We start from the raw sequence: 15,950 nt of genomic DNA on the forward strand, positions 1-15,950 counted from the left end.
CGCGTACACCGGGCACGTAAACCCGGCACACGCCTCTAATCCTCATATACGTCTAATCCTCACGATGCGGAACGACGCGGAGGGTCCGCCTACCGCGCACCGGAGGTGATGACGTGTCAGGAAGGCTTCTACGTCTGGTCTGTACGGCGGCGATGGCGGCCGGCACCGCCCTTACGCCCCTGCCCGCGGCGGCCGCCCTCGAGCCCCGCGCACCGGGTCAGCGCCCCGTCTCCGAACTGCTGACGGACCTTCAGCGCCGGTACCGGGAGGCCGAGCGGGCCACCGAGACCTACAACGCCACCGAGGAGCGACTGAAGAAGCAGCGCGCCGAGGTGGCCCGGCTGGACGCCGAACTGGCCCGCACCCGGCTCTCCCTGCACGACAGCCGAGGGGTGGCAGGGCGCCTGGCCCGGCAGCAGTACCAGAACAGCACCGACATCTCCCCCTACGTACGGCTGCTGCTCGCGCGCGACCCGCAGCACGCCCTCGACCAGGGACATGTGATCGGCCAGTTGGCACGGGAGCGAGCCGAGACCGTGGGCAGGCTGACGGTGAGCGAGAAGAAGGCCGGCGAGCTGACGCGCGAGGCCCGCAAGGCCCTGGACAAGCAGCTCGCCCTCGCCGAACGGCAGAAGAAGGACCGGGACGCCGTACAGAAGCGTCTCAAGGACGTCGAGAAACTCCTCGCCTCCCTCACCGCCGAACAGCTCACCGCACTGGCCGAGTTCGAGAAGAACGGCATCGCGAAGGCGCAGGAGAGGTTCATGGCGTCCGGCGCGCTCGGCGACGACCGGAAACCGTCCAAGGAGGGCGACCGCGCGCTGCGGTACGCCGTACAGCAGTTCGGGAAGCCGTACGAATGGGGTGCGGAGGGCCCGAAGTCGTACGACTGCTCAGGCCTGACGTCCGAGGCGTGGGCGAGCGCCGGAAAGCCCATCCCCCGCACCAGCCAGGAGCAGTGGGCACGGCTGCCGAAGATCCCGCTGAACGAGCTGAGACCCGGGGACTTGGTGATCTACTTCCCTGAGGCGACGCACGTGGCGATGTATCTCGGGGACGGGGTGGTGGTGGAGGCCCCGCGCCCCGGCGAGCAGGTCTCGTTCTCCCCGATCGCATCCAACCCGATCCTGGGAGCCGTACGCCCGGATGACCCACCAGAGGCGCGGCCGGCCACACAAGACCCGCAGCCGCCAGCCCCCGCACCCCCCACGGCGACTAGACCCCAGCCACCGAAGCCAGATACGCCTGCGTCTTCTCCGGCTCATAAAAGAAGTTCTCAAAGTCCGCCGGATCATTGAACCCGTTGGCGAACCGATCCGCGACCGGCGGCATCTGCCCCGCCGCCCCCACCAGGTTGAGCACATGCTCCGGCGGCGGAGCCAGCATCGCGTTGGTCCACTTGGTGACGTACTGCGCGGTGTCCCAGTAGCGCTCGAAGGTCGCCGTCATCCACGCCTCGTCGAACTCCTTGTCCCCGTGCTCGAGGATCGACGCGAGATACGAAGCCGCGCACTTGGACGCCGAGTTGGAGCCCTGCCCGGTGATCGGGTCGTTGGCGACGACCACGTCGGCGACGCCGAGGACGAGGCCTCCGCCGGGCAGCCGGCCGATGGGGTTGCGGACGGTCGGAGCGTAACGGCCGCTCAACACCCCGCCCGCGTCGGTCAGTTCCACCTTGTCGGCCCGCGTGTGTTCCCAGGGGACGAACTTCTCCATGAGTTCCAGGGTCAGGGAGAGGTGCTCCGCCGGGTCCTTGACGCCGTTGAAGACGTCGAGCGGGCCGCCGGGTATGCCCTCCCAGAAGAGGATGTCCGCACGGCCGGAGGTGGTCAGGCACGGCATGACGAACAGCTCGCCGACGCCGGGGACCAGGTTGCAGCGGACCGCCTCCAGGTCCGGGTGCTCCGGGCGGGGGCCGAGGCCGTGGACGTACGAGACCGCCAGGGCCCGCTGCGGCTCGCTGTAGGGGGACCTTTCCGGATCCCGGCCGAACATCTGCACCAGCTCGCCCTTGCCCGCCGACACCAGCACCAGGTCGTACGTACGGGAGAAGTAGTCGAGGTCGCCGACCGCCGCGCCGTGGATGACCAGCTGGCCGCCGCGCTGCGCGAACGTCTCCATCCAGCCGGCCATCTTCACCCGCTGGTCGACGGACTGCGCGTACCCGTCCAGCTTGCCCACCCAGTCGATCGCCCGCTGCGTCGGGCCGGGGTCGTGCGAGCCGGGGGCCGCGACCGAGACGCCGAGTCCTTCGATCTTCGGGGCCTGGGACTCCCAGAAGTTCAGTTGGAGGTCGCGCTCGTGCTGGAGTGCCGTGTGGAACATGCACTGCGTCGACATCACCCGGCCGGAGCGGATCTCGTCCGCGGTCCGGTTGGACATCAGGGTGACCTCGTACCCGTGCGACTGGAGTCCGAGGGCGAGCTGGAGCCCGGACTGGCCGGCTCCGACGACGAGTATCTTCCGCATGCGGGTGGTGTCTCCTCGACTGCTGGACGACGACTACTGGACGACGGCTACTGGACGGTTACTCGGGGGTTTCCTCGAGTGCGTGAGCCACGAGCGCCAGCAGGGTTTCGATCACCGAGATCCGGCGCCGCGCGTCCATGATCATGACAGGTATGTGCCGCGGGATCGTGAGCGCCTCCCGCACGTCCTCCGGCTCGAACCGCTCGCTGCCGTCGAAGTGGTTCACCGCGACGACGTACGGCAGCCCGCAGCTCTCGAAGTAGTCCAGCGCCGGGAAGCAGTCCTTCAGGCGCCGGGTGTCGGCCATCACGACCGCGCCGATCGCACCGCGCACCAGGTCGTCCCACATGAACCAGAACCGCTGCTGGCCCGGCGTGCCGAACAGGTAGAGCACCAAGTCGTCGTCGAGCGTGAGGCGGCCGAAGTCCATGGCCACGGTGGTCGTCGACTTGCCGGGCGTGGCGGTGAGGTCGTCGTGCTCCTCGCTCGCCTCGGTCATCAGCGCCTCGGTCTGCAGGGGCGTGATCTCCGAGACGGCGCCGACCAGCGTGGTCTTTCCGACGCCGAACCCGCCCGCCACGACTATCTTCGTGGCGATGGGGGCCCGGGTGGGGTCCGTCTGCCAGGACTTCAGGTTTTCGTCGGGATCGCCGGACCCAACAAGGGGAGCGAAGCCCCGAGGGGCGGGGATGCCACGGGCGGCATCAGAGACGACGGAGTCCACTCAGCACCCTTTCCAGCAGAGCGCGGTCCGGACGGCCCGTGCCGTGACCGGTTCCGGTTCCGTACACACGGATCTTTCCCTGGTCCGCGAGGTCGCTGAGCAGCACGCGGACCACGCCGAGCGGCATCTTCAGCAGCGCGGCGATCTCGGCCACCGTGCGCATACGGCGGCACAGTTCGACGATGGCCCTCATCTCCGGCATGACCCGGGTGGTGAGGGACCCATTCGTCAGTTCCTTGCGGTCCTCGGGGGCTTCGAGGGCCGCGGTGCTCGCTACGAACGTCTCCACCAGCAGGACGTGCCCGAAGCGGGTACGTCCGCCGGTGAGCGAGTAGGGGCGCACGCGGGCGGGTTTGCGGTCCGCGCCGCGCACGGGCAGCTTCTTCGGCGTACTGGTCATCGGGTACTCCCCGTCGACTTGGACTCCAGGTCGTTCTCCAGGGACTGCCGTAGCTCGCTGCGGAGTTCGGGTGTCAGGACGTGTCCGGCGCGGCCCACGAACAGCGCCATGTGGTACGCCACCACGCTCATGTCGCAGTCCGCGGAGCCGTGTACACCGAGCAGCGAGCCGTCGCTGATCGACATCACGAAGAGGCTGCCCTCGTCCATCGCGACCATCGTGTGTTTCACGGGCCCGGACTCCATCAGCTTCGCGGCGCCGATGGTGAGGCTGCCGATGCCGGAGACGATGGTGGCCAGGTCGGCGGAGGAGCCGCGGGGGCCGGTGGGTTTCTCGTCGCGTGTTTCCCGTGCTTCTGCGTTTCGGCCGGGGTCCGAGGAGAGCAGCAGCAGGCCGTCGGAGGAGACGACGGCGACCGACCGGATGCCCGGCACCTCCTCGACGAGATTGGTCAGCAGAAAGTGAAGATTGCGGGCCTCACGGCTCAGTCCGAAGGTTCCGAAGGTACTGGGCGCGGTCAACTGCTTGCCTCCTCGACTGTGCCCCCCGTGGCTTCTTCGGATGCTGCGTTTCCTACTGCGGGCCTGTTCGTCCGGCCGGTCTGTTCGGCGATCTCCACCTCTACGTCGCGGTAGCCGGCCTCCGCCCCCCGGCGGAAGCCGCCGAGGCGGCGGCGGAGAGCTTCGGCGTCCACGGAGCCGCTGCGCTGGCGGGGCAGCGGGGCGGGGGCGGTGATCTTGGGGGTGCGCTTGGGGAGGCCCTTGTCGGTGACAAGTTCTTCCGGGGCGTCCGGGGTGCGTTCGTGTTCCGTCTCGGCTTCGCCTTCGACGGTTTCGTTCCCACCCGCACCACCCGTGCTGCTTTCGTCGTCGGGTGCGGGTGGCCCCTGTGGGGCGTCCTCACCGTCGGCGGCCGCGGGAGTCGGGACCAGGAGTGCCATCGTGGTCTCGGCCGGGATCTCCGGTGCCGGGGCTTTCGGTGCCGGGGTCTCCGGCTCTGGGGCCTGCGGTGCCGGGTCCTCGTCCGGTGTCGTCGCCTCGGACCGGCGTACGGCCTTCTCCGCGAGTGCCACCAGCGGGTCGCCGCTCTCCGAACGGCCGCGCAGGACGTTGGAGTTGACCTCCGCGTCCGCTCCCGGCAGGGAGAAGCTGTGCGTGCCCGCGGTGAGCGGCGAGGACGAGGACGCGGACGATACCGGGACGGCGGCGGACGGTGCGGCCGCCAGCAGTGTCTTCGGCAGGACCACGACGGCGGCGACGCCGCCCTGCTTCTGCTCGCGCAGCTGCACCCGCACGCCGTGCCGGTGGGCGAGGCGGGCCACGACGTACAGGCCGAGGCCGAGGCCCTCTTCACCGTCGTGGTCGTAGGAGTCGTACGGGGTGTCGGGGTCGAAGTCGGCGAGCCGGGAGTTGAGGGCGCTCATCCGGTCGGCGGTCATGCCGATGCCCTCGTCGTGGACGGAGAGCATGACCTCGCCGCTCTCCAGGAGCCAGCCGGAGACCTCGACGGGCAGGTCGGGCGGGGAGAACGAGGTGGCGTTCTCCATGAGTTCGGCGAGGAGGTGGGAGAGGTCGTCCGCGGCGAAGCCGGCCACGTGCGCGTGCGGCGGCAGCGCGGCGATGCGGACACGCTCGTACCGCTCGATCTCGCTGACCGCGGCGCGTACGACGTCGACCAGCGGGACCGGTCCCGCGCTCTGCTGGACATGCTCGGTGCCTGCGAGGACGAGGAGATTCTCACTGTGCCGGCGCATGACCGTGGCGAAGTGGTCCAGCTTGAAGAGCGTGGCGAGCCGGTCCGGGTCCTGCTCGCGCTCCTCCAGGCCCTCGATGACGGCGAGTTGCCGCTCGACGAGACCGAGTGTGCGCAGCGCGAGGTTGACGAAGGTGGCGGAGATGCCGGTGCGCAGCCGTTCCAACTGTGCGGCGGACTCGGCGAGTTCGGTCTTGAGCTGCTCGCGAGCGTCGGCCATCTTCTGCCGCTGGCCGACCAGGTGCTTGCGGTCGGCCTCCAGCGTGGTGACGCGCTCGGCGAGGGCGACGGCGTGCGCGTGCAGGGCGTTGACGGAGCGGACGACCTGGGCGAACTCGTCGTTGCGGCCGGTGAAGGTGACCGGTTCCTGGGCGGTGGGGTCCTCCGCCTCGGCGAGCCGGGCCGAGCCGCGCCGCAGGACGGACAGCGGCCGGGTGAGGGTGCGGGCCATGGCGGTGGCGATGCCGACGGCCAGCAGGATGAGGGCGCCGAGGACGGCGATCCGGATCTCCAGCGCGGTGACGTCGTCGTCGCGCAGCTGGGCGAGGTCCTTGACCTTGCGGTCGTACAGGGCGGCCTCCGCACCGCGCATCGCGTCGATGCGGGCGGAGAGGGCGGCGTCGACCCTGGTGGCGCTGGTGCCGAGTTCGCCGTCGCTCAGGGTCGGCTGGTCGGTGAGGGTGGCGAGGTACTTCTCGGCGGAGTTGACCTCGGGGCCGGTGACGGTCGAGTCGTACGAGGTGACGGCGGCCTTGGGCGCGGAGTCCTGGAAGTCGGCGAGGGCGGCGTCGGAGCGGAGACGGGCCTGCTGGGCGGCGGCGGTCAGGGCGTCGCGCAGCTTGGCGTCGGCGTCCGAGGTGGTCCGCTCGGTCGTCGGCAGGCCGGTGACGGGGTCGATGACGGTCTGGGTCGTCGTCGGCACGCTGAGGGCCGCGAGGAGGAGCCCGCGGGTGGCGGCGGCCTGCTGGACGGCGGAGTCCAGCTCGGCGAGGGCGTACGTGCCGGAGCCCGCGCGGGGCGGCATCTGTTCGGCCAGTCCCTCGGCGAGCCGGTGGAGCTCGGTGATGGTGGTGGAGTAGGCCTGGTGCGCTTCGACAGCGCTGCTCTTGCCGGTGAGCGCCGCTCGCCGTACGGCGTCTATGCCGTCGAGGTCGCCGCGCAGGGAGGCGGGCGCGTCCCCGTCGGCCCGCAGCTCCTCGACCTGCCGGTCGACGCGGACGCTGCGCTGCTCGCTGGGCGCCTTGGACTTGGACCGCCCGGCGGCGATGTAGGAGGTGACCTCGTCCCGCTCGTCGGCGAGCGAGTGGGCGAGCGCGAGGGCGTCCTGGGTCTGCTCGGCGAGGGTCACCAGATCCTGCGCGTCGCTCAGTTCCCCGGAGGCGGTGACGACGGAGGGGACGCCGGCCCCGGCTATGGCGGCGGCCACGACGGCGACGGCGAGAATGAGCCGGGTGCGTACGTGGGTGGGCCGGCCCTTGCCGACAGGTGTGTCGGAGCCGATGCCGGAGTTGGGGGTGCCGGGCGTGGGCTCCACGCCTTTGCCGGAGGCTGCCTGCTTGCCTGTGCGACGAGGCCGCGTCTTCTGCACCGGTGCTCGCATTCCTGACTCGTGAGTACCCATGGGCCCGGGTTACGCTCCGTCACTAGTGCCGACTCTGCGTACACGCAGTTACGGACCCCGACCCTCCCAGTGCCGGTGGGCAGTGGCCGCGCATCACCAGACCCGCCACCCGAAGGAGTGAACATCGGAGGAGAGTTGGCGGGCAAGTTCCTGCGGCGCATCCGACACCCTTGCCGGGCGGGCCGGTTGGACGTCTGCGGCGGGCGGTGGCAGTATTCGCCGCCACGTCTTCCCGGAGCGCATCATTCCACCCCAAAGCAGGCTCCTGACCTGCGAGGGTTCGTCAATTCGGCAACAGATGCCAGCCTTTCGCGCACCTTGTGAAGAGCTCGTGCAGACTGGCCGGATGCGTACGGAGCTTGTTTCGGCCTCTGGTGATCCGGCCCGCCCCAACGAGGACTTCGCGAGTGTCGGACTTCCGGCTTCCGGACTGGGCGGAGCACTCGTGGTCCTGGACGGGGTGACACCACCGAAGGACGCCACGGGCTGTCTGCATTCCGTGCCCTGGTTCACCGCGCGCCTCGGCGGGGCGCTGACCGAACTGACCGTTTCCCGCCGAGATGTGACGCTGCCGGAGATCCTGTCGCAGGCAATTCTCCGAACAGCCGAGTCCCACTCGGCCACTTGTGACCTTTCTCACCCACGTACCCCTCAGGCAACGGTGGTTGTGGCGCGCTGGTCCCCGCAGACGGTGGAGTACCTGGTCCTGTCGGACTCGGCACTGTTGCTGGAGTCACCGACGGGCTCGGTCACCCCCGTGCTGGACGACCGCCTCTCCCGCCTCCCCCGCTCGGCTCTGGCCACGGACGCGCTGGTCGACTCGACGCTCCGCAACAAGGAGGGGGGCTTCTTCACGGCGGCGGCGGATCCGTCGGTTGCGGGGAGAGCGGTGACGGGCACCCTGCCCCGCTCGGAGGTCCGCGCCCTGGTCGCCCTCACGGACGGGGCGACGCGGTGGGTGGAGAAGTTCCGGGAGGGCGGCTGGGGGGACTGCTTCACCTTCGTACGGAAGGAGGGGGCGGGGGCGCTGGTGGAGCGGGTGCGGGGGCTGGAGCGGAGGGACGCGGAGGAGCGGGCGTATCTGGGCCGGAGCAAGACGCACGATGACGCGACGGTGGTGTACGTGGAGCTGCCGCTCAAGCAGTAATTGGCAGATCTGTTCCACCCCCGCCAGAGAAAACCCCAGGTCACGCACCCGCCTCGGTGGAACAGATCTGCCAATTACCTACCCGCCGACGCGGCCTACTTCTCCATCCCTCGGTTCAGCTGGTGCAGCAACCGCGCCAGCTCCGCCACCTCCCGCCGGTCCCAGTGCGCGAGCTGGCTCACGTACCGCGCCCGGCGGGCCTCGCGGACCTTGCCGACCCGGCTGCGGCCCTCCTCGGTGAGGTGGACGAGCCAGGCGCGGCCGTCGGCGGGGTCGGGTTCGCGGGCGATCAGGCCGAGGTGTTCCAGGGCGCGCAGCTGACGGGACATGGTGGCCTTGCCGACGCCGATGTAGGCAGCGAGTTCGGTGGCACGCTGGCGGCCGCACTCGTCCAGGCGTACGAGCAGGCCGTACGCCGCCGACTCCAGGTCCGGATGGACCTCGCGGGCCATCTCGCCCGACGACGCCCGAGCCCGCCGTAGGAAAACCGTCAGCTCGCGCTCCAGCGCGAGGAACTCCCGGTCCGCACCGCTCGGCCCCGCACCGCTCGGCGACACCTCGGCTTCGGCTCGGCGTCCGTCGCCGTTCTCGTCGCCGTTCCCGTCTTCGTGCACGTCAGCCCCTGCCTCGGTCTTCCCGGTCCTGAAAGTTTCCGCCACACGCCGCTGTCGCCGCAGCTCCGCCAGTATTTCGCAGGGCTGGACCAACGGCAGCTCGCGGGCCCGGCCGATACCCCCCGTACGGCGAAGGCCCGGACCTCACTCACGAGAACCCGGGCCTTGCCTTATCCGATGGCGTCCGTCACGCCGCCACCGGAACCTCCGGCGCGGCCCCGTTCGTCGCCGGGGACAGCGCCAGCTCCAGGACCTGGCGGACGTCGGTGACGGCGTGGACGTCCAGCTTGTCCAGCACCTCCGCGGGGACGTCGTCCAGGTCGGGCTCGTTGCGCTTGGGGATGACGACCGTCGTGACGCCCGCCCGGTGCGCGGCGAGCAGCTTCTGCTTCACGCCGCCGATCGGCAGGACCCGCCCGGTCAGCGACACCTCACCTGTCATCGCCACATCCGTCCGCACGAGCCGGCCGCTCAGCAGCGACGCCAGCGCCGTCGTCATCGTGACGCCCGCGCTCGGGCCGTCCTTCGGCACCGCGCCCGCCGGGAAGTGGATGTGCACGCCCCGGTCCTTCAGGTCGGCCACCGGGAGTTCGAGCTCCGCGCCGTGCGAGCGCAGGAAGCTCAGCGCGATCTGCGCCGACTCCTTCATGACGTCGCCCAGCTGGCCCGTCAGGGTCAGACCCGCCGCGCCCGTCTCCGGGTCGGCCAGCGACGCCTCGACGAACAGGACGTCACCGCCCGCTCCGGTGACCGCGAGGCCCGTCGCCACGCCCGGCACCGCCGTGCGCCGCTCGGCCGGATCCTGCGCGGACTCCGGCACGTGGTGCGGCCGGCCGATCAGGTCGCGGAGGTCACCCTCGCCGACCGTGAACGGCAGCTTCCGCTCGCCCAGTTCGTGCTGGGCCGCGACCTTGCGCAGCAGCCGGGCGATGGACCGCTCCAGGTTGCGGACACCCGCCTCACGCGTGTACTCGCCGGCCAGCTTGCGAAGCGCGCCCTCGTCGACGACGACCTCGTCCTTCTCGAGCCCCGCCCGCTCCAGCTGGCGCGGCAGCAGGTGGTCGCGCGCGATGACGATCTTCTCGTCCTCGGTGTAGCCGTCGAGCCGGACCAGCTCCATACGGTCGAGCAGCGCCTCCGGGATGGCCTCCAGGACGTTGGCGGTGGCGAGGAAGACGACGTCCGACAGGTCCAGCTCCACCTCCAGGTAGTGGTCCCGGAAGGTGTGGTTCTGCGCGGGGTCGAGCACCTCCAGCAGGGCCGCCGCCGGGTCGCCGCGGAAGTCCGAGCCCACCTTGTCGATCTCGTCGAGCAGGACCACCGGGTTCATCGACCCGGCCTCCTTGATGGCGCGGACGATACGGCCGGGCAGCGCGCCGACGTACGTACGCCGGTGCCCGCGGATCTCCGCCTCGTCCCGGACGCCGCCCAGCGCCACCCGGACGAACTTCCGGCCCATCGCGTGGGCGACGGACTCGCCGAGCGAGGTCTTGCCGACGCCGGGCGGACCCACGAGGGCCAGTACGGCACCACCGCGCCGGCCGCCCACGACGCCCAGGCCCCGGTCGCTGCGGCGCTTGCGCACCGCCAGGTACTCGGTGATCCGCTCCTTCACGTCCTCCAGGCCGGCGTGCTCGGCGTCGAGGATCTCCTTCGCGCCCCGGATGTCGTACGCGGAAGAACTGTCATCGGTTCGCTCGTTCCACGGCAGTTCGAGCACGGTGTCGAGCCAGGTGCGGATCCACGAGCCCTCGGGCGACTGGTCGCTCGACCGCTCCAGCTTGTCGACCTCCTTGAGAGCGGCCTCGCGGACCTTCTCGGGCAGGTCGGCGGCCTCGACGCGGGCGCGGTAGTCGTCGGACTCCTCGCCCTCCTTCTCGCCGCCCAGCTCGCGCAGCTCCTTGCGTACGGCTTCCAGCTGTCGGCGCAGCAGGAACTCCCGCTGCTGCTTGTCGACGCCCTCCTGGACGTCCTTGGCGATGGTCTCGGCGACATCCTGCTCGGCGAGGTGGTCGCGCAGCTGCTGCGTGGCCAGCTTGAGGCGGGCCACCGGGTCGGCGGTCTCGAGGAGTTCGACCTTCTGGTCCGTGGTCAGGAAGGGCGAGTAGCCCGAGTTGTCGGCGAGGGCGGACACGTCGTCGATGGCCTGCACCCGGTCGACGACCTGCCAGGCGCCGCGCTTGCGCAGCCAGGCCGTGGCCAGCGCCTTGTACTCCTTGACCAGTTCGGTGACGTGCCCCGGCAGCGGGTCGGGCACGCGCTCGTCGAGCCGCGTCCCCTCGACCCACAGCGCCGCACCCGGCCCGGTCGTCCCGGCGCCGATCTTCACCCGCCCCCGGCCGCGGATCAGGGCGCCCGGGTCGCCGTCGGCCAGCCGGCCGACCTGCTCGACGGTGCCGAGCACACCCGTGCCCGCGTACGTCCCGTCGATGCGTGGCACCAGGAGAACCTTCGGCTTTCCGGGTTCCGACCGGGCGGCGGCCTGGGCGGCCTCCACCGCGGCGCGTACGTCGGCGTCATTCAGGTCCAGCGGAACCACCATGCCGGGCAGCACGACCTCGTCGTCGAGCGGCAGCACGGGCAGGGCGAGCGGTGTGAACGCCGTGGACTCAGCAGCCATGATCTCCCCTTCGGCAGTCAAGTTGAGCTATGCCGACTCAATGCACGTGAGCCTCGGATTGTTCCCCGGGCGGCGTTCGCTGTCAGCGATCACCTTGGAGGGCCCCGAATTCGGGCCTGTCATCTGCGCGGATGACCGCTCCGATACGCCGTTGGTGGCCTCTACCCCGGTGGTGGCCTCCGGCCGTATGTCCGAGAACACCCAGCCGGCCCTCGGCCTTCCCCTGCGGCCTGGTGCGGGGCGACGAAGGACCGCGTGAGTGGGACCGGGTGAGTGGGACCGCATGAGTGGGACCGCATGAGTGGGACCGCATGAGTGGGACCGGACAGTCAGTGCCCCGCCGGGCCCTCGAATCAAGCGCCGTCGGGCACGGGGTCCCGTAGCGGCCGAGCCCCGCCCCACCGCCGTACCCACGGCCAGGTCGCGATCCCGATGGCGAACGCCATCAGGTGGCCCCAGTTCGTCATCGGGTCCGTGAACGCGAGCAGGTCCAGGGTCAGCATGCCGCCGAAGGCGGCCAGGAGCGGCCAGCGCAGCCAGGGTGTGAGCAGTGCGGCCAGGGCGCCCACCCCGGCGGCGACGCCGAAGCTGACGCCGTAGTCGAGGCGGTGCAGCGAGCTGTCGGGGAGGTGGCCGACCAGCACCGCGAGCCCCACCGGCACCTCGGTCGCGAGGGTCGCGAGGACGTGGCCGAGCAGGAAGACGCAGGCCGTGCGCGGCCCGCCGATCCGGCGCTCCAGCGCGGTCAGGACGAGCAGGAAGCCGATCGCGAACGGCGAGAGGATCCCGCCCGCGATCCACAGCGCGCTGGCCACCAGCACCAGCACGGGCGTCTGCACGAGGTGCGCCACATCGGTGCTGGACGCCTGGTGCAGGGTGTGCACGAGCGCGGGGTCGGCGTACTCGCTGATCAGTGAGGTGACGGCGAGGACGGCCGCGTACCCGAAGGTGAACGGCGTCCCGGTGGGCGTGGGGAGCAGGCGCCAGGGGCGGAGGGAACCGTTCCTGGCGACCCGTACGGAATCCGGCGCCGGGGCGGACCGAGGGGCTGGGCCCCGCTGGCACGGCATCGCGTCCAGCAGCCCGGGGACGGCGGGCAGGCATGCGTCGTACGGCGGATGGGGCACGGTGGGAGGCGCCGCCCCGTGCGGCACACCGGGCGCGTTCGGCGCCGCCGTCGTGTCGGCCCTCGCAGTCCGTTCCACGGTGAGGCGCTCCTTCCGTCGCAGCCCACCCTTCGCGCCCCGCGCGGCGCTGTCTGTGACCGGCGCCACGGAGGTCCGCATTCACAGCAACTTGTCAGGTTCGAACCGGAGCGGACGGCTGCTGCCAAGTCCCCGCCGCGGCCCGGTAATTCACTCGGGCGTTCCCTCATGGAAGTGCCAGGATGGGCAGATGGCCACCTGGTACGACATTCCCGACGCCCCGCCCGAAGTACTGGACCGTCGCGAAGGCCCGTACGGCGAGGTCGTGCTGCGCCGGCACGGCGCGTTGCTGCAGATCGTCGCAAACGGCTGCTTCCTGATGGACACCTCCGACGGCCGCTCGGAGCGGCGGCTCGTCGACGCGGCGCTCGACGCCCTCGGTGGGCGGGCGCGGCCGAGTGTGCTCATCGGGGGCCTCGGTGTCGGTTTCTCGCTCGCACACGCCGCGGAGAATCCCCGCTGGGGCCGGATCACGGTGGTCGAGCGCGAGGCCGCCATCATCGACTGGCATCTCGACGGGCCCCTGTCGGCGCTCTCCTCGCGGGCGCTGGCCGATCCACGCACCGAAATTGTGAAAAGGGATCTGGTCGCTTTCGTCAATGAGACTTCCGACACATTCGACGCCCTGTGCCTCGACGTCGACAACGGCCCCGACTGGACCGTCACCGAGGGCAACCGCGGTCTCTACTCGCCGGACGGACTGGCAAACTGCGCAAGGGTGTTGAGACCGGGAGGAGTCCTGGCCGTGTGGTCGGCCAAGCCCTCTCCGGAATTCGAGGGAACCTTGTGGAATGCCGGGTTCCAACGGGTGCGTACCGAAGAGATCCCGGTTGCCCGGGGCGTTCCGGACGTCGTACACCTCGCCGTCCGGCCTGGATAGCAAATGCGAGGTGACTCCCCGTACGCTGCATCCCTGACGCCGATCATTCAAGCGTCAATCGCAGTCATGCGCAGACAAGGAATCACCCCACTGGTTCCGGAAAGCACACCTCAGGGGCGGGCGATGGAGCAGACACACACCTCCCACAACGGCACGGCGACGACTCCGGGTGCACAGCGCCGAGTCCTGGTCGTCGAAGACGATCCGACGATCGTGGACGCCATCGCGACCCGCCTGCGCGCCGAGGGATTCCTCGTGCAAACAGCGGGCGACGGTCCGTCCGCCGTGGACACGGCCGAGGCCTGGCAGCCCGATCTGCTGATCCTCGACATCATGCTGCCCGGCTTCGACGGTCTGGAGGTCTGCCGGCGCGTACAGGCCGCCCGGCCGGTGCCGGTGATGATGCTCACCGCGCGCGACGACGAGACCGACATGCTGGTCGGGCTCGGGGTCGGCGCCGACGACTACATGACCAAGCCGTTCTCGATGCGTGAGCTGGCCGCGCGCGTGCACGTACTGCTGCGCCGGGTGGAGCGGGCCGCGCTGGCCGCCGCCACGCCGCGCAGCGGCATCCTGCGCCTGGGCGAGCTGGAGATCGACCACGCGCAGCGCCGGGTACGGGTGCGCTCCGAGGACGTCCACCTGACGCCCACGGAGTTCGACCTGCTCGTGTGCCTGGCGAACACCCCGCGCGCGGTGCTCTCCCGTGAGCAGCTGCTCGCCGAGGTGTGGGACTGGGCGGATGCCTCCGGCACCCGCACGGTCGACAGCCACATCAAGGCGCTCCGGCGGAAGATCGGCGCCGAGCGGATCCGCACGGTGCACGGCGTGGGCTACGCCCTGGAGACGCCGACGCCATGAGCGACGGGCCGGCCGCACGGAGAGGCCCCGGGGACGCCTGGGGCGGCGTACGCCCGTTCTCGATCAAGACCAAACTGGGCGCGCTGGTCGTCATCTCGGTGTTCATCACCACGGGTCTGACGTTGATCGCCGTGCGCACCGAGACCGAGCTGCGTTTCATCACGGTCTTCTCGATGATCGCCACACTGCTGCTCACGCAGTTCGTGGCGCATTCGCTCACCGCGCCGCTGGACGAGATGAACGCGGTGGCCCGCTCGATCTCGCACGGTGACTACACGCGCCGGGTGCGTGAGAACCACCGCGACGAGCTGGGCGACCTGGCCCAGACGATCAATCGTATGGCGGACGACCTGGAGGCCCAGGAACGGCAGCGCAAGGAGCTCGTGGCGAATGTCTCGCACGAGCTGCGCACGCCCATCGCGGGCCTGCGGGCGGTCCTGGAGAACATCGTCGACGGCGTCACGGAGGCCGACCCCGAGACGATGCGTACGGCCCTGAAGCAGACCGAGCGTCTGGGGCGTCTCGTGGAGACGCTGCTCGACCTGTCGCGGCTGGACAACGGGGTCGTACCGCTGCGCAAGCGGCGCTTCGAGGTGTGGCCGTACCTGTCGGGCGTGCTGAAGGAGGCCAACATGGTCGCCTCCTTGCGCGCGGGCATCGCGTCCGGCTCCGGCAGCCACACCCGTACGGACGTCCATCTGCACCTCGACGTGTCCCCGCCGGAGCTGACCGCGCACGCCGACCCGGAGCGGATCCACCAGGTCGTCGCCAACCTGATCGACAACGCGGTCAAGCACAGCCCGCCGCACGGCCGGGTCACGGTCAAGGCGCGGCGTGGCAGCGCCCCGGAGTCGCTGGAGCTGGAGGTTCTCGACGAGGGTCCCGGCATTCCCCGGTCGGAGTGGCGTCGCGTCTTCGAGCGCTTCAACCGGGGCAACGTCAGCCGGCCGCACGGCCCCGGCAGCGACGGCGGCACGGGACTCGGTCTGGCGATCGCCCGCTGGGCGGTGGATCTGCACGGGGGCCGGATCGGAGTGGCCGAATCCGAGCGGGGTTGCCGGATTCTTGTCACCCTCCCGGGACTTCCATCTTTGCCAAGTTGACGTAAAGTTCGAAGCGGAGCCACAAGATCCACGGGCGTCCACGCTGTCGGACACGTGTGATCAGGCACAGGCCCGCGCCGTCGTCGCGCCTGGGCCCGCTCAGCCCATCCCCCCTGATGCGGAACCACGCTTGTTTCCCGCCATTTCCACCCCTGAAACACGCTGTTTGATGTGACTTACGCGACGATCAACGGGCCCGGCCTGACCTTCCCGGTCTTGGAGGCGTAGCCTTGATTCCCGCTGTCCATCACCTTGTGAAGCGGAAGAGGGCGGTTGCCGCCGTGTCGCCACAGTCCCCCAGTAACTCGAGCATCTCGACCGACGCCGACCAAGCGGGCAAGAACCCCGCTGCCGCGTTCGGTCCCAACGAGTGGCTCGTCGACGAGATCTATCAGCAGTACCTCCAGGACCCGAATTCGGTAGACCGCGCCTGGTGGGACTTCTTCGCCGACTACAAGCCGGGTGCGGCCGCCGCCTCGGCTCCGGCGGGTACTGCGGCCGCGGGGGCCGCAGGCACCACCACGGCCCCGTCCGCCGCCGCGCCGCCGGCCCAG

General features: G+C 70.4%; 14 protein-coding genes. 6 read left to right on the forward strand and 8 right to left on the reverse strand.

Translation table 11 applies throughout. The features are described 5' to 3' along the window. Positions 1-113 precede the first annotated feature (113 nt). Positions 114-1,298 carry a C40 family peptidase gene (locus CLM62_RS44695; RefSeq protein ID WP_095755631.1) on the forward strand — a complete coding sequence of 395 codons (1,185 nt, stop codon included), beginning with the start codon at positions 114-116 and terminating at the stop codon, positions 1,296-1,298. Here the strand turns inward: CLM62_RS44695 and CLM62_RS44700 are convergent. Genes CLM62_RS44700 through CLM62_RS44720 form a run of 5 tightly spaced genes read right to left on the reverse strand, consistent with a single transcriptional unit; the run spans position 1,216 to position 6,945 of the window. Beyond that, positions 1,216-2,469 (reverse strand): styrene monooxygenase/indole monooxygenase family protein, encoded by a 1,254-nt coding sequence (locus tag CLM62_RS44700; protein ID WP_095755632.1) that lies wholly within the window; start codon positions 2,467-2,469, stop codon positions 1,216-1,218. The two genes, CLM62_RS44695 and CLM62_RS44700, sit on opposite strands and share 83 nt — an antisense overlap. 58 nt (positions 2,470-2,527) lie before the next feature. Beyond that, positions 2,528-3,193, reverse strand: coding sequence for an ATP/GTP-binding protein (locus tag CLM62_RS44705; protein ID WP_095755633.1), 666 nt, complete (start codon positions 3,191-3,193; stop codon positions 2,528-2,530). Beyond that, positions 3,174-3,593 carry a DUF742 domain-containing protein gene (locus tag CLM62_RS44710; RefSeq protein WP_095755634.1) on the reverse strand — a complete coding sequence of 140 codons (420 nt, stop codon included), beginning with the start codon at positions 3,591-3,593 and terminating at the stop codon, positions 3,174-3,176. The genes CLM62_RS44705 and CLM62_RS44710 overlap by 20 nt, the downstream gene beginning before the upstream one ends. Continuing rightward, complete coding sequence (locus tag CLM62_RS44715) at positions 3,590-4,114, reverse strand: roadblock/LC7 domain-containing protein (RefSeq protein ID WP_095755635.1); 525 nt, start codon at positions 4,112-4,114, stop codon at positions 3,590-3,592. The genes CLM62_RS44710 and CLM62_RS44715 overlap by 4 nt, the downstream gene beginning before the upstream one ends. After that, positions 4,111-6,945, reverse strand: a complete 2,835-nt coding sequence (locus tag CLM62_RS44720; protein WP_095755636.1) for a nitrate- and nitrite sensing domain-containing protein — start codon at positions 6,943-6,945, stop codon at positions 4,111-4,113. The genes CLM62_RS44715 and CLM62_RS44720 overlap by 4 nt, the downstream gene beginning before the upstream one ends. A 367-nt stretch (positions 6,946-7,312) precedes the next feature. Here CLM62_RS44720 and CLM62_RS44725 point away from each other — a divergent pair, with 367 nt between their 5' ends. Beyond that, positions 7,313-8,113, forward strand: coding sequence for a protein phosphatase 2C domain-containing protein (locus CLM62_RS44725; protein WP_095755649.1), 801 nt, complete (start codon positions 7,313-7,315; stop codon positions 8,111-8,113). 95 nt (positions 8,114-8,208) lie between these two features. Here CLM62_RS44725 and CLM62_RS44730 read toward each other — a convergent pair whose 3' ends face one another. From CLM62_RS44730 to CLM62_RS44740, 3 genes are all read right to left on the reverse strand, one after another. Further along, a complete protein-coding gene (locus CLM62_RS44730) occupies positions 8,209-8,727 on the reverse strand; it encodes a MarR family winged helix-turn-helix transcriptional regulator (protein ID WP_095755637.1) in 519 nt (172 codons plus the stop codon). Positions 8,728-8,914: 187 nt separating this feature from the next. After that, the gene (gene lon, locus CLM62_RS44735; RefSeq protein ID WP_095755638.1) at positions 8,915-11,347 is read right to left on the reverse strand and encodes an endopeptidase La; all 2,433 of its coding nucleotides are present in this window, start codon (positions 11,345-11,347) and stop codon (positions 8,915-8,917) included. A gap of 353 nt (positions 11,348-11,700) precedes the next feature. Further along, on the reverse strand, positions 11,701-12,552 hold the full coding sequence (locus CLM62_RS44740; RefSeq protein WP_373559244.1) for a rhomboid-like protein: 852 nt from the start codon (positions 12,550-12,552) through the stop codon (positions 11,701-11,703). Between the two features lie 190 nt (positions 12,553-12,742). On the opposite strand from CLM62_RS44740, the gene CLM62_RS44745 reads away from it, so the two are divergent. From CLM62_RS44745 to CLM62_RS44760, 4 genes are all read left to right on the forward strand, one after another. Then, entirely contained in the window at positions 12,743-13,432 is a 690-nt protein-coding gene (locus CLM62_RS44745) for a spermidine synthase (protein ID WP_095755639.1), read from the forward strand. Between the two features lie 123 nt (positions 13,433-13,555). Beyond that, positions 13,556-14,293: a response regulator transcription factor gene (locus CLM62_RS44750; protein WP_095755640.1), complete on the forward strand. Its 738-nt coding sequence runs from the start codon at positions 13,556-13,558 to the stop codon at positions 14,291-14,293. Further along, positions 14,290-15,396 (forward strand): ATP-binding protein, encoded by a 1,107-nt coding sequence (locus CLM62_RS44755; protein ID WP_095755641.1) that lies wholly within the window; start codon positions 14,290-14,292, stop codon positions 15,394-15,396. Before CLM62_RS44750 ends, CLM62_RS44755 begins: the two co-directional genes overlap by 4 nt. 281 nt (positions 15,397-15,677) lie before the next feature. Continuing rightward, the coding region (locus CLM62_RS44760; RefSeq protein ID WP_143659267.1) for a hypothetical protein at positions 15,678-15,950 on the forward strand (273 nt) is incomplete at its 3' end.

It is taken from the genome of Streptomyces sp. SA15, assembly GCF_002291145.1.
Classification (GTDB): Bacteria; Actinomycetota; Actinomycetes; order Streptomycetales; family Streptomycetaceae; genus Streptomyces.

Excerpts from the sequence above, each read along its gene's own strand:
- CLM62_RS44700 (WP_095755632.1), bottom strand. The coding sequence starts at position 2,469 with ATGCGGAAGATACTCGTCGTCGGAGCCGGCCAGTCCGGGCTCCAGCTC.
- CLM62_RS44710 (WP_095755634.1), bottom strand. The coding sequence starts at position 3,593 with ATGACCAGTACGCCGAAGAAGCTGCCCGTGCGCGGCGCGGACCGCAAA.
- CLM62_RS44720 (WP_095755636.1), bottom strand. The coding sequence starts at position 6,945 with ATGCGAGCACCGGTGCAGAAGACGCGGCCTCGTCGCACAGGCAAGCAG.
- CLM62_RS44725 (WP_095755649.1), top strand. The coding sequence starts at position 7,313 with ATGCGTACGGAGCTTGTTTCGGCCTCTGGTGATCCGGCCCGCCCCAAC.
- lon (WP_095755638.1), bottom strand. The coding sequence starts at position 11,347 with ATGGCTGCTGAGTCCACGGCGTTCACACCGCTCGCCCTGCCCGTGCTG.
- CLM62_RS44745 (WP_095755639.1), top strand. The coding sequence starts at position 12,743 with ATGGCCACCTGGTACGACATTCCCGACGCCCCGCCCGAAGTACTGGAC.
- CLM62_RS44750 (WP_095755640.1), top strand. The coding sequence starts at position 13,556 with ATGGAGCAGACACACACCTCCCACAACGGCACGGCGACGACTCCGGGT.
- CLM62_RS44755 (WP_095755641.1), top strand. The coding sequence starts at position 14,290 with ATGAGCGACGGGCCGGCCGCACGGAGAGGCCCCGGGGACGCCTGGGGC.